Origin of the sequence: Streptomyces asiaticus (assembly GCF_018138715.1) — a bacterium.
Classification (GTDB): domain Bacteria; phylum Actinomycetota; class Actinomycetes; order Streptomycetales; family Streptomycetaceae; genus Streptomyces; species Streptomyces asiaticus.
The window spans coordinates 56,835-73,760 of record NZ_JAGSHX010000001.1 but is presented as its reverse complement, the minus strand read 5'-3'; the positions used below and the strand labels follow the sequence as shown (position 1 = coordinate 73,760).

Sequence of the window (16,926 nt, the reverse complement as noted above, 5' to 3'; positions counted from 1 at the left end):
AGAGTCGGGGTATGGCTTCAGACGAGGGGTCCGTACGGGTGGACAGCTGGATCTGGTCCGTGCGGCTGACGAAGACGCGCTCCATGGCGTCCTCGGCCTGCCGCGCGGGGCACGTCCGGGTCAACGGCGAGCGCGTCAAGCCCGCGCACACGGTGCGATCCGGGGACGAGGTGCGGCTGCGCCATGCGGGGCGCGACCGGATCGTGGTCGTCTCGCGCATCGTGCGCAAGCGGGTCGGGGCGCCGGTGGCGGTGGAGTGCTACATCGACAACAGCCCGCCTCCGCCTCCGCGCGAGCACACCGTGCCGATCGGGCTGCGCGACCGCGGGACGGGCCGCCCCACCAAGCGCGACCGGCGCGATATGGAGCGGCTGCGCGGTATGCCCGGGGGCCTCGGCTGAGAACCGGTCAGTCCGCGGTGATACGCACGGGGCCGCCGTGTGCGTCGGCCCCGGCGATCCAGTCGGCGGGCAGGTGGAACGGCCGGTTGGGCGCCGCCGTGTGAGGAAGGCGCCCGCGGTGCAGCGTCCGGCCGTCCTGGCTGACGGTGAGCACCGGCCGGGTGAGGAACCGCGTGGTGCGCAGCGTGAACCGGCCGCGCGGCGGACGGGGCCCGTCCGGGGTGAGCCGGTTGGGTGAGATCCACAGCAGCGGCGCCTCGACCCGCACCGGCAGCGGTCCCGGGGCCCATGGCACACCCGCGAGATGGCGCAGTACGGGCGCGGCGGCGAACCGGCCGTCGAGGGCGGCGATATCGGCGGTCTCGACCGGGTGCAGCAGATTGCCCACGGCGAAGACCCCGGGGGCCCCGGTGCGGAACTCGGGGTCGGTGGCCGGGCCCCGGGTGCCGGGGTCCAGGGCGATCCCGGCGCTTCTGGCCAGTTCGTGGTCGGGGATCCAGTCGCCGGTGAACACCACGGTGTCGCAGCCGATGGCCGCGGTCCTGCCGTCCCGGTGCCGCAGCCGTACGCTCTCCAGCCGCTCCCGGCCGGTCAGTTCGGTCACGGTGGCGTCGGTGACCAGGGATACGCCGTGGCGCAGCCGGGTGCCGAGGTGGCGCGCCGGGTGGGTCTGATGGCGGGGCTGGTCGGTGACCATGGCGGCGACCTCGGCCCCGGCCCGGCGCAGAGTGGTCACCGCGGAGTAGCTGACCCGTTCCGCGCCGACGATGACGGCGCGGTGGCCGACGCTCTGGTGGTGCACATGGACGGCCTGCTGCAACTGCCCGGTGGTGAAGACACCCGCCGGCCGGGTGCCGGGCACCAGCCGGGCGCTGCGCGGGCGTTCCCGGGCGCCGGTGGCCAGGACGACGGCCGTGGCGGTGATCCGCTCCAGGCCGGTCGGTCCGGTGATGTCCACGGTCCGCGGCGCCGCCCAGCCGGTGGCCGTGACACCGGTGCGCAGCACGGCTCCGGCGCGGATGGCGGCGGCGATGTGGTGGCGGGCGTAGTCCGGTCCGGTCATCACCCGGCGCAGATCGCGCAGTCCGAATCCGGTGTGGTCGCAGTGGCGGGGGATGCCGCCCGCGCGCTGTTCGCGGTCGAGGACCTCGACCCGGTCCACCCCGGCGGCGGCCAGCCGCGCGGCCACCGCGAGTCCGGCCGGTCCGGCCCCGATGACCAGGACATCGACGGTGCGGTGGGTACGGTCGGTGGGGGTCATCGCCGGGCCTCCGTCCGGTCCTGGGCCGCGGTGGCCGCCTCGAACTGGGCCCGCACCGCGGCGCCGCAGAAGAATCCCTGGCAGCGCCCGGCCAGGGCCCGGGTGCGCCGCCGGATCCCGTCCAGCGAGCCCGGTGGCACGGTCGCGGTCAGCGCGTCGCGGATCTCGCCCCGGGTGACGCGTTCGCAGTGGCAGACCACGGTGCCGTACGCGGGGTCGGCGGCGATGAGGTCGGCGCGCTGGTAGGGGCGCGGGAACGCCTCGCCGATGGTGGGCATCCGCACGGGCTCGATCTCCCGCTCGGGCCCGGGGTCCAGACCGCAGTCGCCGAGGAGTTCCGCCACATGCGCGGCGATCGCCATGGAGGCGGTGAGCCCGGTGGAGCGGATGCCGCCCACGGCGACATACCGCCGTCCGGGGTCGGCGTGGATCTGGTAGTCGCCGTGCTCGGTGGCGGCGCGCAGTCCGGCGTAGACGGCGGTGACCTCCTCCTCCAGCAGCTCCGGCAGGATCCGCGCGCCCTTCTCGCGGAGCGAGGCCAGTCCGTCGGCCGACGATCCGGTGGCCGTCTTGTCGTCGAGGTCCTCGGCGGTGGGGCCGAGCATCACATTGCCGTACACGGTCGGCGACACCAGCACCCCCTTGCCGAGCGCGGTGGGCACCGGCAGCAGGATGTGGTCGACCAGGCCGCGGGCGAACTTGTCGAAGACGATGAGCTGGCCGCGGCGCGGGGTCACGGTGAACTCCTCGTGGCCGAGCCGCCGGTTGATCTCGTCCGAGTACAGCCCCGCGGCGTTGACCAGATGACGGGTGCGCAGCACCCCGCGCGGGGTGGCGATCTCGTGGTGGTCCGCGCCGGTGGTGATGGCCCCTGCCGGGCAGTTCAGATGCAGGTCGACACCCGCGCGGACCGCCTGGGTGGCGTAGGCGAGCGTCGTCGTCCAGGGGCAGATGATGCTTTCGCCGGGGACCTCGAGCGCGCCGAGGGCGCCCGGTCCGAGGTGGGGTTCGCGGGCGTGGACGGCGTCCGCGTCGAGGATGACCGTCTCGTCGTAGCCGTTGCGCGCGGCCTTCTCGGCGAGTGACGGCAGCGCGGCGAGCTGCTCCCGGTCCCAGGCGACGAGGAGCGCGCCGAGCGGTTCGAGCGGGATGCCGGTCTCGGCGGCGTAGGCGGTCAGCCGCTGGTAACCCTCGCGCACCAGGCGGGCCTCCAGGGTGCCCGGGGTGGCGTCGAAGCCGGTGTGCAGGATCGCGGTGTTGGCCTTTGACGTGCCGTTGCCGACGTCGTTCGACGCCTCGACGAGGGCGATCCGCAAGCGGTACCGGGCCAGTTCGCGGGCGATGGCGGCGCCGACCACCCCGGCGCCGATGATGGCCACGTCGTAGACCTCGTCGGGGAGGTCACCCGTGGTCGTAACGGTCATGCTGGTCCCTTGCTCGGTGGTGGACACGGCTGCTCGGTGGTGGACACGGCTCCTGGTGCCCGGGTCAGTCGTGGGCGGCGGCCGTCGGCGCGTGGTCCAGCAGCGCGGCCACGGCCGAGCGGAAGGCGGCCAGCCGCTCGGCGGCCCGCTCCGCGGTGATCCGCGGTTCGTAGACGGCGGCGGGCTCCCACGTGGGGACCGCCTCCTCCACCGTCAGGCCCGGGTCGAGCCCCATCCGCGCGGCGGCGCCCACGCCCAGCGCCGTGGCGTCCGGCAGCGCCGACACCTCCACCGGCCGCTGCAACAGATCGGCCTGGGTCTGCATCAGCAGGCCGGAGCGGGTCAGTCCCCCGTCGACGCGCAGGACGGTCAGCGGCGCGCCCAGGTCGGAGGCGGCCGCCTCGGCGATCTCCACGACCTGGGCGGCGATGCCCTCGCACAGGGCGCGCACCAGATGTCCGGCGGTGGTGTCGAGGCCGAGCCCGGTCAGCGAGCCCTTGAGGTCGCCGCGCCACCACGGCGCGGCGAGTCCGGCGAGCGCCGGTACGAAGGTGACGCCCCCGGTGTCGGGCACGGTTCCCCCGACCGGGTCGAGGTCCTGGGGCCCTTGGATCACCCCCAGGTCGCTGAGCCAGCGCACCGCGGAGGCGGCGGTGTACACCTGCCCGTCCAGGCAGTAACTGGTGCGCCCGGCGAACCGCCAGGCCACGCAGGAGACCAGGCCATGGGGGCCGCGCCGGGGCTGGTCGCCGGTCTGGGCGAGGAGGAAGGCGCCGGTGCCGTAGGTGCACTTGGCGGTGCCCAACTCGGTCACCCGCTGCGCCAGCAGGGCGGCCTGCTGGTCGACGAGGAGTCCGGTGAGCGGGGCCTCGCCGCCGAAGGCCGTGGTGGTGCCGACCGGCCCGGCGGCGTCGACGACACGCGGCAGCCGTTCGGCGGTCAGCCCGTAGAGCTCCAGGGCCTTCGGGGACCAGGCGACGCGGTCGAGGTCGAGCAGTCCGGTGCGCCCGGCGGTGGCGGCGTCGGTGACGAACGCGCCGGTGAGCCGGTGGACCAGCCAGGCGTCGCTGGTGGTGACCACGCCCTCGCCGGTCAGATGGCGCCGGATCCACGCCATCTTGGGCGCCGCGAAGTAGGGATCGAGGGGCAGCCCGGTGAGTTCGCGCAACGTCTCGGCGTGCGGCGCGAGCCGCTCGCACACCGTGTGGGCCCGTCGGTCCTGCCAGACCAGCGCGTCCGTCAGCGGCTCTCCCGTGACGGGGTCCCAGGCCAGCACGGTCTCGCCCTGGTTGGCCAGACCCACCGCCACGACCGGCTCCCCCGCGGCCGTGAGAGCCTGGCGCCCGGCCTCGATGACCGAGGTGAGCAGCGCGGCCGGCTCGACCTCGACCAGTCCGCCGGGCAGATAACGGGGCCGTACGGGCACCTCTGCGGAGCCGATCACCCCGCGCTCGGGGCAGAGCACCAGCGCCTTGGTGCCCGAAGTGCCTTGGTCGATGGCGAGGACCGGGCCGGTCGCGGGGTCGGCCGGGGGGCGGTGGCGACGCTCTGGAGGCAGCATGTCCGGTTCTTCGCTCGGGACGGGCGGATCGCTTCGGGCTCGGAGGACGGTGGGTTCGGGGGGGCGGCTCGCTCGCGGGACGGGCGCGGATCTTGCCGGAAAGCCTGGTGCAGGCGCGGGGCGGGCGTCAAGACGGCCCGTTCGGGCACTGACCGGAGTCCCCCGTTCCCGAATCGTTGCACCGGGACTATAAGATCCCTGAAACCATCCCCCAGGCCCCTCGTTTTCCCGCGTCCGGTACGTCAGCTCCGTACGAAAGTCATCCGATGCCCGAGGAAGAGTTCCGCCCCGTGTACCACCCTGCGGGCTATGACGGCGGGCTGCGCGTCGCGTTGCAGGATCTGCGCACCGGACGCTGGATATCGATGCGCAATCTGCTCGCGGAGACCCCTACCTGGTCGCTGTGGACCCAGCGCACCCAGGTGCTGGCCACGGCCGCCGCCGGATCCACTGTGGTGGACGCGTGGCGGACCGAGGAGCCGCAGAGCGTGGCGGCGCTGGTGATGCACACCCGGGTCGGGGTGGAGCGCGCGGTGCGCGCACACCGCGAGGGGCATCCCCGCACCCGGGAGCTGTGGCGGGAGGCGTGGCAGTCCTGCCAGCTGGCCGCGCATCACTCCCCGGCGGATCCGGTGCCCTGGGTGTGTCTGCTGGCCCTGGCCCAGCTGGACAAGAAGCAGCGGCAGGAGGAACACCGGGTGGCCCCGCCGGGTCCGCTGCTGTTCCCCGGGCCCTGGGGACTGCTGGCGGAGGCCCACCGGCGCGATCCGTACAACCGCGAGGCGTACCACCGGATGCTTCAGTTCGTGTACGCCCGGCGGGCCGGGGGTTCGCTGGCCGAGGCGGTCAACTTCGTGCAGTGGGTGGTCCCGGGCGCGCCCGAGGGCTCCGCGCTCCAGGTGCTGCCGCTGTACGTGCATGTCGAGCGGTACCGCGAGGAACGGGGCTACGAGAAGGCCCTCGACCTCCACTGGGCCACCGAGGACGCCACCCGGGACGCGAAGAACGCGCTGAACGGCTGGTTCGACCACGCCGATGTCACCACGAGTTCCCTGCTCGATCTCAACCATCTGGCACACGCCCTGTGGGGCGCGCTGCTGTTCCCCGACGCGGCCCGCGTCTTCGAGGCGCTGGGGCCGTACTTCACCCCGGTCCCCTGGGCCTACCGCACCCGCGACGCCGCCGACCGCGCCCTGGCTGAAGAAATGTTTCTTCGCGCCCGGGTCCGCTCGCTGGCCGGCGCCCGTGGGTCAAGACCCGGGGCCGGCGGCTGAGCCGACTTCCCCCCACCTGTACCACCCCTCGCCCGCCCCAGCATTCCGGAGGTACATTCATGTCCACGGCATGGTCGAGTTCACGTCCCGCCCCCCACCGGGACGACGAACAGCGGCTGCGTGAGCTCGGCTATCAACCCGTCCTGGCCCGCCGCATGGGCGGCTTCGGCAATTTCGCCATCAGTTTCTCGGTCATCTCCATTCTCTCCGGATGCATGACGCTCTACGGCTTCGGGCTGGACACCGGAGGCCCCGCGGTGATGATGTGGGGCTGGGCCGGAGTGGGGCTCTTCGTGCTGTGCGTCGGGCTCGCCCTGGCCGAGGTGACCAGCGCGTACCCCACCTCGGGAGCGCTGTACTACATGGCCGACCGGCTGGGTGGACGGACCTGGGGCTGGTACACCGGCTGGCTCAATCTGCTGGGGCTGCTCGGGGCCATCGCCGGAATCGACTACGGCGCCGCCCTGTTCACCGGCGCGCTCTTCAACCTCCAGTGGGGATTCGATCCCACACCGGAATCGACCATGCTCATCTTCATCTGCATTCTGCTGCTGCACGCGGCGCTGAATCTGTTCGGGGTGCGGCTGGTCAGCGTGCTCAACTCGGTCAGTGTGTGGTGGCATCTGGCGGGCGTCGCCATCATCGTCGGCGCGCTGGCGATCGTGCCCTCCCACCACCAGTCGCCCGAATTCGTCTTCACCGAATTCGTCAATGACACCGGCTGGTCGAATCCGCTGTACGTGACCGCGATCGGACTGCTGCTCGCCCAGTACACCTTCTCCGGCTACGACGCCTCCGCGCATCTGTCCGAGGAGACCTCCAACGCCTCCGTCTACGCCGCCCGGGGAATCGTCCGCGCCATCTGGGTGTCCTGGGTGGCCGGATTCGTGCTGCTGGCCGGGCTCACCTTCGCCATCCAGGACTACGCCGGTACGCAGGGAAGCGCCACCGGGGTGCCGCCGGCGCAGATCCTGATCGACGCCCTGGGCACGGGCGGTGCCACCGCGATGCTGCTCATCGTCATCGTGGCGCAGCTGTTCTGCGGGAACGCCGAGGTGGCGGCGGCCAGCCGGATGGTGTTCGCCTTCAGCCGGGACGGCGCGCTGCCGGGCTCACGGCTGTGGCAGCGGGTCAGCTCCCGTACCCAGACCCCGGTGCTCGCGGTCTGGCTGTCGGTGACGGTGGCGTGTGTGCTGGCCCTGCCGTCCCTGTACTCCGAAACCGCCTACGGCGCGGTGACCGCCATCAACGTCATCGGGATCACCCCCGCCTACGCCATCCCGATCTTCCTGCGGCTGCGCGCCGGGGACCGGTTCCAGCCGGGCCCGTGGAGCCTGGGCCGCTGGAGCAAGCCGGTGGGCTGGATCGCGGTGGTGTGGGTGGCGGTGGTGACGGTGCTGTTCTGTCTGCCGCAGTCCAGTCCGGTGACGGCGGACTCGATGAACTACGCCTCGATCGCGCTGGCCGTGGTGCTGCTGCTGGCCACCATCTGGTGGTTCGTGGCCCGTCGCTCGTACAACACGCCGTCCGCGTACGGCACGGCGCGTGAACAGGCGGAGATCGCCGAAGGCATCGTCTGAAGGTACTCCGTATGCGTGAAGCCGGGTGCGGAAGACTTGCCGCACCCGGCTTCAGCGGTTCATCCGGAACGGCGCAGCGACTCGGCCGGCGGCCGCTCGCGGCCCGCACCGTAGGCGAGGAAGTACGCGGGGGCCCGCTTCAGCCAGGGCGCCTTGGTGAGCACCTCGGCCAGCCGCAGCGGCTCCCGTCCGGCGGCCGGTGAACGCCCTTGCAGCAGCGGCCCGATCACCCGGGCGTGGGCGATCCGCTGCAACCCCTGCGTGGCCACGGTGGTCGGCCACCGGCGGCGCTGGACGGCGCGTACGTCGGCGAGGCCCACGGTGCCCTCGCGCAGCGGTCCGGCCAGATGGCGGGCGGCGGCGACCGCGTCCTCGACGGCGAGGTTGATGCCGATCCCGAACACGGGTGACATCGCGTGGGCCGCGTCCCCGATGCACAGCAGTCCGGGACGGTGCCAGCGGCGGAGCCGGTCCATCCGTACGTCCAGCAGCTTCACCTCGTCCCAGGACCGCGGGCCCGGGCCACGGTCGGCCGGCCCCCGCCGCATCCACGGGGTGGCCTCCGTGAACGCGGTGAGGAACCGGTCGAGACCTTCGGCGCGGCACTTGGCGTCGGCACCCTTGGGGATCAGGGCCGCGCACTGCCAGTAGTCACCACGGTCGATCATCGCGCTGAGGAAGCGCTCGCCGGCATTGGCCACCAGACCCTGGGGGTCGCTCTCCTCGCGCGGCAGCCGGAACCACCAGACGTCCATCGGGCAGGCGAACTCCTGGAGTCCGAGCTCCGGCAGGTTACGGGCGAGCGATCCCCGGCCGTCGCAGGCCACGGTGAGGGTGGCGCGCAGTTCGCCGGTGGAACCGCTCGTACGGTCGCGGTAGCGCACTCCGGTGACCCGGCCGCGCTCCATGAGGAAGGAGGTCACCTCGGTGTTCGTCCGCAGCTGGAAGCTGGGTTCGCGGTTGGCCTCGTCCGCCAGCAGATCGAGCAGGTCCCACTGCGGCACCATCGCCACGTAGTTGTACTTCCCCGGCAGTGAGCCGATCTCGCCGACCGTGAACAGTTCGCCGCCCCGTCCTATGGGCAGCTGGATGGAGTGCACATGCCGCTGCGGCAGCGCCGCGAACCGGTCGGCGAGGCCCAGGTCGTCCAGGAGCCGCAGCGTACTGGGGTGCACCGTGTCGCCGCGGAAGTCGCGCAGGAAGTCCCCGTGTTTCTCCAGGACGGTGACCTCCACCCCGGCCCGGGCGAGCAGCAGGCCGAGGACCATCCCGGCCGGCCCGCCGCCCACCACACAGCATGTGGTCCGCTCCATCTCATGGGCTCCCTTCGACGTCCCCGAGGCCATGGGCACCCTCTCAGGACGGGTTACCCCGCGGCGCCGCGCCACACCGGCGCCGCGGGGGCTCCGGGGCCTCCGGTTCACGATCGGCTTGAATCTTCCCGCGCCCGCGTCCGTATCCCCGCCTGATGGTGTGGGGCGTACAAGGAGGTCTGTATGGCAGCCGAACCCGATCCGGACCGACCAGCCGGGCGTCAGGTGATCGAGCCGACCGCCGTCTTCCCCGCGACACCCGAGTACGACGATGCCTCGGAGGGGCCGGTCGAGGGGTGGATGGAGGAGCTCGACCTCTTCCGGCCGCCGGGTACCGAGCTCCCGCCCGAGGCGCCGCCCATGGCGGATGACGACACCCAGGAGATGACGGGCGGCCCGTCCGCCGCCGACGCCTGGACCCCGCAGGAGGCACCGCCCGCACCTGAGCAACCGCCCGCACCGGCCGCACCGGCCGGGCGGCGCCGTCCCAGCGCCGCCCTGCTGGTGCTGGCCGGGCTCGGTGCGGGGGTCGCCCTCTCGCTGGTGGTGATGGTGGACCGGGACTCGGCGTCCGGCGCGGCCGGGGGCGGCGCGTCGGCCACACCGACCGCGCCCACCGCGCCCGCGACCTCCGGCGCGCCGCAGACACCGAGCGCCCCCGCATCGCAGGCCCCGGACGACCAGCTGCCGCCGCCGGGTGACCCGGGCGATGTGCTGACCCTCGGGAGCACCGGCCCGGAGGTCACCGAGCTCCAGAAGCGGCTGCTGCGGATCCCGAACGTGTATCAGAACGGGGAGGTCAACGGCGAGTACGACCAGACGCTGGCCCAGGCCGTCTCCCGGTTCCAGGTGTGGTACGGGATCCGGGGCGACGCGAACGGGGTGTACGGGAGTGCCACCCGGCGCAGTCTGGAGTCGCGCACCTGAGGTGACGGCCGATCGACGGTCAGGGGCGGGGTGCCATCAGACGGCGCCGAAGACCTGGGTCCAGTACGTGCCCGCGCGGCTGCCGGTGGCATGGCCGACGCCTATGTGGGTGAAGTCGGGCTTCAGGATGTTGGCGCGGTGGCCCGGGCTGTTCATCCAGCCGCGCACCACCTCCTCCGGGGAGCGCTGGCCGCATGCGATGTTCTCGCCGATGCCGCGGTGGGTGGCCCCGGCGGCCTTGGCCCGGTCCCAGGGCTGATGCCCTTCGGGGCCGGTGTGGGAGTAGAAGTCGCGGGCCACCATGTCGTCACTGTGCGCCTGCGCGGCCGCCGTCAGCCGCGGGTCCGGGGCGAGGGGCGCGAGCCGGGCGGCGGCGCGCTCCGCGTTGGTGAGGGCGATGACCTCTGAGGCCAGCCGCAGCAGCCCGTCCGGGGTGAACGGCCGGGCCCATACCGCCGTCCAGTAGACGTCTCCGGTGGTGGAGCCGTCGGCGCGGCCGATTCCGAGGTGGACGACGGCCGGGTCGTCGAACGGGCCCCGGCGCTCGGCACCTTCGAGGCAGTAGTCCACGAACTCGCGTGGGGTGCGCGGCCCGGAGACGATGTGCTCGGCGATGGTCAGCGGACGGTATCCGTGCGCGGCGATCCGGTGGAAGAGCGAGGTCCCGTCCGGGCTCTCCAGCGCCAGCGCACCGTGGGCGGCCATGGCCCGGGCATGCGCCTCGGCGGCCGCGGTCAGCCGTCCGTCCAGGGCCACGGGCGCGGCCCCGGACCGGGCCCGCGCCGCGTTCACCACGTCGAGGGCCTGCCGCGAGGCCCCGCCGGCGGGCGCGGGGGCGGCGGACGCCGGGGCGGGAGCAACGAGCGTGGGAGGCACGCGAGGCATGGGAGGCACGCGAGGCACCGGCACGGGAGGCGGGGACGCGGGAGGCGCGGGTGCGGGCGCGGGCGGCGCGGGCGCGGTGGCTCCGTCGTCGGCGACGTCGACCCCGAAGTCCCGGGCCACACCGGCCAGTCCGTCGGCGTACCCCTGGCCGATCGCCCGCACCTTCCAGCCGCCGCCACGGCGGTAGATCTCGGCCAGCAGCAGCACCGTCTCCTGCGAGGGGCGCGGCGGGGCGAACCGGGCCAGCGGCGATCCGCGCTCGTCCAGGACGCTCAGCACGGGCGCCGGGAGCCGCCCCAGCGGGGTGCCCGGGTCGGCCGGGCTGATGACGAGGGTGACCCGGGCGGCGCCGGGCCGCAGCGCCCGCGGCCGCAGGGTGACGGTGTCGCCGTCCAGCCGGGCGCCGGGCGCGGTGGGCTGGTTGAAGAAGACGAAGTCGCCGTCGCCCGCGACCTTTCCGTCCTCGCCGGTGATCAGCGCGGACAGGTCGAACGGACCCGGCACCCGGATGGTCAGCGCGCCGTCGGGCAGCGCCTGGTTCCCGCCGGGCACCAACTCGCCCATGTCCGCTCCTCATCGCCGCGTATCCGGAGGCAACGCGTCAATGAGGGCAACGCCCGGGCGCCCCCGGCGGTTCCGGTGAGCGCCGTGGGCCCTGTCCGGCGAATCGTCGCGGGACAGGGCCCAGCAGTGTGGCAGCCGTCAGACCGGCACCGCGACGTACTTGTACTCCAGGAACTCGTCGATGCCGACGCGGCCGCCCTCACGTCCGAGCCCGGACTGTTTGACGCCGCCGAAGGGAGCCGCGGGGTTGGAGACCAGTCCGGTGTTGAGGCCGACCATGCCGACCTCGAGCCGCTCGCTCACCCGCAGCGAGCGGTTGAGGTCCTGGGTGAACACATAGCCCACCAGGCCCCATTCGGTGGCGTTGGCGGTGGCGAGGGCCTCGTCCTCGTCGTCGAAGGTGAGCACGGCCGCGACCGGTCCGAAGATCTCGGTCTCCATCAGCCGGCTGGCCGGGGAGACGCCGGTGAGCACGGTGGGCGGGTAGAAGCAGCCGGGGCCCTCGGGGGTGCTGCCGCCGACCAGGACCTCGGCGCCGCGTGCCACGGCGTCCGCGACCAGTTCCTCGACCTTGGTACGGCCCGCCCGGTCGATGAGCGGCCCGACCTGGACCCCGGGGCGGCTGCCGGGGCCGACCTCCAGCGCGCCCATGCGGCGGGCCAGCCGGTCGGCGAACTCGGCGGCCACGGAGGAGTGGACGAAGAACCGGTTGGCCGCCGTGCACGCCTCGCCCATGTTGCGCATCTTGGCGGTCATGGCGCCTTCGACCGCGACGTCGAGGTCGGCGTCCTCGAAGACGATGAAGGGGGCGTTGCCGCCGAGTTCCATGGAGGTGCGGACCACCGCGGGCGCGCTCTGGGCGAGCAGGGTGCGGCCGACCTGGGTGGAGCCGGTGAAGGAGAGCTTGCGGATGTGTCCACCGGTCAGCAGCGGCTCCACGACCTCTCCGGCCCGGGAGGTGGTGACCACATTGAGCACCCCGGCCGGAAGCCCCGCCTCCGCCAGGATCCCGGCGAGCGCCAGGCTGGACAGCGGGGTCTGCGGGGCGGGCTTGAGCACCATGGTGCAGCCCGCGGCGATTGCCGGGCCGATCTTGCGGGTGCCCATGGCCAGCGGGAAGTTCCACGGCGTGATGAGCAGACACGGCCCGACCGGGCGGCGCATCAGCAGCATCCGGTTCTTGCCGTCCGGCAGTGTGGAGAACCCGCCCTCGATGCGCACCGCTTCCTCGGAGAACCAGCGGAAGAACTCCGCGGCGTAGGCCGCCTCTCCGCGCGCCTCGGCCAGCGGCTTGCCCATCTCGGCCGTCATCAGCGCGGCGAGCGCGTCGGCGCGCTCCATGATCAGCTCATAGGCGCGGCGCAGGATCTCGCTGCGCGCGCGGGGCGCGGTGGCCGCCCACTTCTCCTGGGCCTCCGCGGCCGCGGCCAGGGCGCGCTGCCCGTCGGCGGGGGAGGCGTCGGCGACGTCGCACAGCACCTCACCGGTGGCCGGGTCGTCGACCGGCATGGTCTGGCCGCCCGCCGCGTCGGACCACGACCCGGCGATGTAGAGCTGCTTGGGCACCGCGGCGAGGACCTCGGCGGCCGAGGGGTACGAGGGGGTGGACATAGGGGCAATCTCCTATCGGACCGCCGCCGGCCCGAGGGGTTCGGACCGGCGGACGGATCGGGCTCCCGTGGGTGGTGTGCGGTGCGCGTCAGGAGTCCGCTGTTCCGGCGCTGACGGCGGCGGACCAGGCGCGCAGACCCTCGTCGATCGCCGCTTCGTCGACGACGAGGGCGGGGATCATCCGGACCACATGGTTCCAGGCGCCGCACAGGAGCAGCAACAGCCCTTCGTCCACGGCGGCGCGCTGCACCCGGGCCGCGGTCGCCGGGTCCGGCTCGCCGTCAGCGGTGACGAACTCGCTGGCCAGCATGAGGCCGAGGCCGCGCACATCGCCGATGGCGGGGGTCTTGGCGGCCACGTCCTCCAGACCGCTGCGCAGCCGTGCCCCCATGGCCTCGGCGTTGGCCACGAGGTTCTCCTCGCGGACCACGTCGAGGGTGGCGGCGGCCGCGGCGCAGGCCACGGCGTTGGCGCCGTAGGTGCCGCCCTGCGAGCCGGGCCATGCCTTGCTCATCAGCTCCTCGGAGGCGGCGATGCCGGACAGCGGGAAGCCGCTGGCCAGCCCCTTGGCGGTGACCAGGATGTCGGGGCGGATGCCGAAGTGGTCATGGCCCCAGAACCGTCCGGTGCGGCCCACCCCGGTCTGCACCTCGTCCAGGATCAGCAGGAAGCCATGGCGGTCGGCCCGCTCCCGCAGGCCCTGGAGGAAGCCCTCGGTGGCGGGCACATAGCCGCCCTCGCCGAGCACCGGTTCGACGATGATCGCGGCGGTGTCGTCGGGCGGGGAGATGGTCTGTAGGACGTAGTCCAGCTCCCGCAGGGCGAACCGGGTCGCGGTCTCCTCGTCCCAGCCGTACCGGTAGGCCGTGGGGAACGGGGTCACCACGACACCGCTCATCAGGGGCGAGAAGCCGGAGCGGAAGCGGGTGCCGGAGGTGGTCATGGAGGCCGCGGCCACGGTGCGGCCGTGGAATCCGCCGTGGCAGACCAGGACGTTGGGCCGGCCGGTGGCCTGGCGGGCCAGGCGCAGGGCCGACTCCACGGCCTCGCTGCCGGAGTTGCTGAAGAACAGACTGTCGAGGCCCGTGGGAAGCACCTCGCCCAGCTTCTCGACCAGCCGCCGCAGCGGCGGGTGCATCACGGTCGTGTACTGGCCGTGGATGAGGGTGCCCACCTGCTCCTGGGCGGCGGCGACGACCCGCGGATGGCAGTGCCCGGTGCTGGTGACGCCGATGCCCGCGGTGAAGTCGAGGTATCGCCGCCCGTCCTCGCCGTCGATGTAGGCGCCCTCTCCGCGGACGGCGACCACCGGAGTGGCTTGACGGAGCTGCGGCGACAGATTGGTCATGTTCTCTCCCACACCCACGGGTCGGCGATGCGCTCGGACACTTCGAGGGTGAGGGGGCGGACCCGGTCAGGACAATGATCACTGTGTCGCGGGGTGGTGATCGCTATGGACGATCTGTCAACGACCTCGAGGACGGGTCCTGTCAAGAGACCGACCGGGATCGTGGTTGCGCCCGGCGCGCGGGCTTGCCAGAGTGAGCGGCATGAACGGCTTCGGCGGCACCGCGTACGACGCTGCCGGACGGCCGCCGGCCCGCCCCTCGGAGCCCCCGCGGATCCCGGGGCGTCCGCCGCTCAGCCTCGCCGAGGTGCTGCGGCTTCCGGTGCTGGCCGCCGGGGCGCCGGAGGTGGTCTCCGGCCACGGGCAGCTGGCCCGGCCGGTCCGCTGGGTCCACATCACCGAGCTGCTCGACCCGGCGTCCTTCCTCAAGGGCGGGGAGCTGGTGCTGACCACCGGGATGCCGCTGCCCGAGGACCCGGCGCTGGTCCGCCGGTATGTCGACGAGCTCGCGGACGTCGGCGCCGCCGGTCTGGTCATCGAGCTGGTGCGGCGCTACCACCGGCCGCCCTCGGAGCTGGTACGGGCCTGTCTGGCGCGGGACTTCCCGCTCGTCCTGCTCTCGCGGACGGTGAACTTCGTGGAGGTCACCCAGGTGCTCCACTCCCTGATCGTCGGCAGCCAGGTGGAGAGCCTGCGCCGGGCCCAGGACGTCCATGACACCTTCACCGCGCTGACCCTGCGGGGCGCCGGGCCCGAGGAGGTGGTGGACATGGCGGCCGAGATGAGCGGGCACCCCGTGGTGCTGGAGAACCTGGTGCACCAGGCCGTCATCTGCGGGTCGCCGGGGCGCGGGGTGGAGGGGGCGCTGTCCGGCTGGGAGCGGCGCTCGCGCGCCACGCCCTCGCCCGACCGGACCGGGCTGAGCGGCCCGGAGGACTGGCTGGTGACCGCGGTGGAGTACCGGGGCGAGCGATGGGGGCGGCTGCTGATGCTCCCGGACGGGGCCCGGGACCCGGCGGTCGGCCCCGAGGACGCGATGGTCCTGGAGCGCACCGCCACGGCCCTGACCATCGCCCGGCTCACCCATCACACCCGCTGGGAGCGGCGGGCCCAGCGCACCCTGCTGCTGGACCTGGTGGAGCAGCGCTGCCGGTCCAAGGGCGAGGCCCGGGCCAGGGCCGAGGCGCTGGGCGTGCCGGTCGCGGGCCGCCGGCTGATGGTGACGCTGGTCAGCCCCGGCCCCGGCGCCGGGGAGACGACCGAGCTGGAGGACCGGCTGACGGACGAGCTGGGGGCGGCCGGGGCCGCCGTACTGGTCGGCGCGGTGCCCGGTGACCACATAGGGGTGCTGCTGGCCCTGCCGGCCGCCACGCCGTGGCGGCCGCTGGTGGAGCGGCTGAGCCGGTCGGTGCGGGAGTCCCGGCCGGACGCCGTGATCAGCGTCGGCTCCGAGGTGTCGGACCTGTCGCAGACCGCCCGGTCGTTCCAGCAGGCGGCGCGGGTCGCGGACGCCGCCGTTCCGGGGACGCCGGACAAGGCGTTCCACGAGCTGTCCGACATCGGGCTGCGGCAGTTGCTGTACGCGCTGCGCGGCGATGTGCGGCTCCAGGAGTTCGTGGAGCGGCAGTTGGGCCGGCTGGTGGACTACGACGAGCGGCACGGCACCGATCTGCTGCCGGTGCTGCACACGTTCCTGGACGCGGCGGGCAACAAGACGGTGGCCGCCAAGCGCGCGAATCTGTCCCGGCAGGCGTTCTACCAGCGGCTGCACTCGGTGGAGCGGGTGCTGGGCTGCGATCTGGAGTCGGGTGAGCAGCGCACCCAGCTCCATGTGGCGCTCACCGCCTTCCGTCTGCTGCGGCTGTCCCGGGGCCCGGCCCCGTCCTGAGACGGCGACGCGCCACGGCCGGCCCGGATCGAATCCGGGCCGGCCGTGGCGCGTCCGTGGACCTCCGCGGCGCGGGGGTCATTTGATGAAGTCGTCGACGACCTTTGGCGGCCAGCAGCCGACGTTGAGTACGCCGATCGAGTAGGCGCGGGAGACGAGGGCCGCACGGTTGGGCACCCGCAGCTTCCGCAGCAGCCGAGTCACGTGGTACTCGACACCCTGCCGGCTGAGGTAGAGCCGGGAGGCCAGCGGGATGGTGGAGAGCCCCGCGGCGATGCCCTCCAGGATGCGCGCCTCGGTCTCGGTGAGGAGCTTCTTGCGGTTGGTGACCATCTCCACCTCCTCGCCACCCGCCGTGGGACGCATCACCACGAGGATCGAGGCCACATGGGCGGTGCCCTCGCGCACCGCCACGGCGGTGAGCCCGCTGGTGAAGGCGGCCCCCTCGGCCCCGATGGCCACCACATGGGTGGTGAACCGGTGACGGGAGCCGTCGAGGAGCCGGGTGAACTGCCGCTTCAGCGCCTGCCGGACGCTGGGGTGGACAAGGTCACAGAAGTCACGGCCGCATACGTCCGAGGAGGCGTCGTCGAACTGCCGGAAGAATTCCCGGTTCGCCTGCTGGACGATGAGCGACGGGTCGAGACAGACGACACACGCCCCTGGCTGATCGAACTGGCGCAATAGATCCGTGTACTCGGTCTGCTCGTGTCCAAGCTCGTGGGGGGTTGGCCGAGCCGAATCCGATAGTAAAGGCAATGCCAAGGGACTGCCATCCCTTCCTAATTCTCAGTATTCGGAATTGAATACCAATATTCAATTCCGAATGTTCATTTCAGAATTGAGACTAGGGATCTGCGGGTACTGAAGTCAACGTCAACAGGGGTGG

Annotated in this window: 13 protein-coding genes; 5 read left to right on the top strand and 8 right to left on the bottom strand. The window is 73.0% G+C overall.

Going from position 1 to position 16,926, the window contains the following annotated elements; translation table 11 throughout:
• Positions 1-11 precede the first annotated feature (11 nt).
• Complete coding sequence (locus KHP12_RS00275; RefSeq protein WP_037957154.1) at positions 12-401, top strand: RNA-binding S4 domain-containing protein; 390 nt, start codon at positions 12-14, stop codon at positions 399-401.
• A 7-nt stretch (positions 402-408) separates the two neighbouring features.
• Here KHP12_RS00275 and KHP12_RS00270 read toward each other — a convergent pair whose 3' ends face one another.
• The 3 genes from KHP12_RS00270 to KHP12_RS00260 form a co-directional block, all read right to left on the bottom strand.
• Positions 409-1,662, bottom strand: coding sequence for an NAD(P)/FAD-dependent oxidoreductase (locus KHP12_RS00270; protein WP_086883318.1), 1,254 nt, complete (start codon positions 1,660-1,662; stop codon positions 409-411).
• Entirely contained in the window at positions 1,659-3,086 is a 1,428-nt protein-coding gene (locus tag KHP12_RS00265; protein WP_086883337.1) for an NAD(P)/FAD-dependent oxidoreductase, read from the bottom strand. Before KHP12_RS00265 ends, KHP12_RS00270 begins: the two co-directional genes overlap by 4 nt.
• A gap of 64 nt (positions 3,087-3,150) precedes the next feature.
• Positions 3,151-4,647 carry an FGGY family carbohydrate kinase gene (locus tag KHP12_RS00260; protein ID WP_086883317.1) on the bottom strand — a complete coding sequence of 499 codons (1,497 nt, stop codon included), beginning with the start codon at positions 4,645-4,647 and terminating at the stop codon, positions 3,151-3,153.
• A 266-nt stretch (positions 4,648-4,913) separates the two neighbouring features.
• Between KHP12_RS00260 and KHP12_RS00255 the strand changes: the two genes are divergently transcribed.
• Together KHP12_RS00255 and KHP12_RS00250 are read left to right on the top strand one after the other, a co-directional pair.
• Positions 4,914-5,921, top strand: coding sequence for a hypothetical protein (locus KHP12_RS00255; RefSeq protein ID WP_086886088.1), 1,008 nt, complete (start codon positions 4,914-4,916; stop codon positions 5,919-5,921).
• A gap of 59 nt (positions 5,922-5,980) precedes the next feature.
• Entirely contained in the window at positions 5,981-7,501 is a 1,521-nt protein-coding gene (locus tag KHP12_RS00250) for an amino acid permease (protein WP_086886089.1), read from the top strand.
• Positions 7,502-7,560: 59 nt separating this feature from the next.
• Here the strand turns inward: KHP12_RS00250 and KHP12_RS00245 are convergent, their stop codons facing one another.
• Entirely contained in the window at positions 7,561-8,814 is a 1,254-nt protein-coding gene (locus KHP12_RS00245; RefSeq protein ID WP_086886090.1) for an FAD-dependent oxidoreductase, read from the bottom strand.
• 183 nt (positions 8,815-8,997) lie between these two features.
• Between KHP12_RS00245 and KHP12_RS00240 the strand changes: the two genes are divergently transcribed.
• Positions 8,998-9,741 carry a peptidoglycan-binding domain-containing protein gene (locus KHP12_RS00240; protein ID WP_244203453.1) on the top strand — a complete coding sequence of 248 codons (744 nt, stop codon included), beginning with the start codon at positions 8,998-9,000 and terminating at the stop codon, positions 9,739-9,741.
• 36 nt (positions 9,742-9,777) lie between these two features.
• Here KHP12_RS00240 and KHP12_RS00235 read toward each other — a convergent pair whose 3' ends face one another.
• The 3 genes from KHP12_RS00235 to KHP12_RS00225 all read right to left on the bottom strand — a co-directional run bounded on the left by KHP12_RS00235 (position 9,778) and on the right by KHP12_RS00225 (position 14,149).
• Positions 9,778-11,190, bottom strand: a complete 1,413-nt coding sequence (locus tag KHP12_RS00235) for a CAP domain-containing protein (protein ID WP_086886139.1) — start codon at positions 11,188-11,190, stop codon at positions 9,778-9,780.
• Positions 11,191-11,328: 138 nt separating this feature from the next.
• Positions 11,329-12,801, bottom strand: a complete 1,473-nt coding sequence (locus KHP12_RS00230; RefSeq protein WP_086886140.1) for an NAD-dependent succinate-semialdehyde dehydrogenase — start codon at positions 12,799-12,801, stop codon at positions 11,329-11,331.
• Between the two features lie 88 nt (positions 12,802-12,889).
• Complete coding sequence (locus KHP12_RS00225; protein WP_037957403.1) at positions 12,890-14,149, bottom strand: aspartate aminotransferase family protein; 1,260 nt, start codon at positions 14,147-14,149, stop codon at positions 12,890-12,892.
• A 202-nt stretch (positions 14,150-14,351) separates the two neighbouring features.
• On the opposite strand from KHP12_RS00225, the gene KHP12_RS00220 reads away from it, so the two are divergent.
• Complete coding sequence (locus KHP12_RS00220) at positions 14,352-16,037, top strand: PucR family transcriptional regulator (protein ID WP_086886141.1); 1,686 nt, start codon at positions 14,352-14,354, stop codon at positions 16,035-16,037.
• A 78-nt stretch (positions 16,038-16,115) separates the two neighbouring features.
• On the opposite strand, the gene KHP12_RS00215 is transcribed toward KHP12_RS00220, so the two are convergent.
• Entirely contained in the window at positions 16,116-16,721 is a 606-nt protein-coding gene (locus KHP12_RS00215; protein WP_051573486.1) for a LuxR C-terminal-related transcriptional regulator, read from the bottom strand.
• Positions 16,722-16,926: the final 205 nt, after the last annotated feature.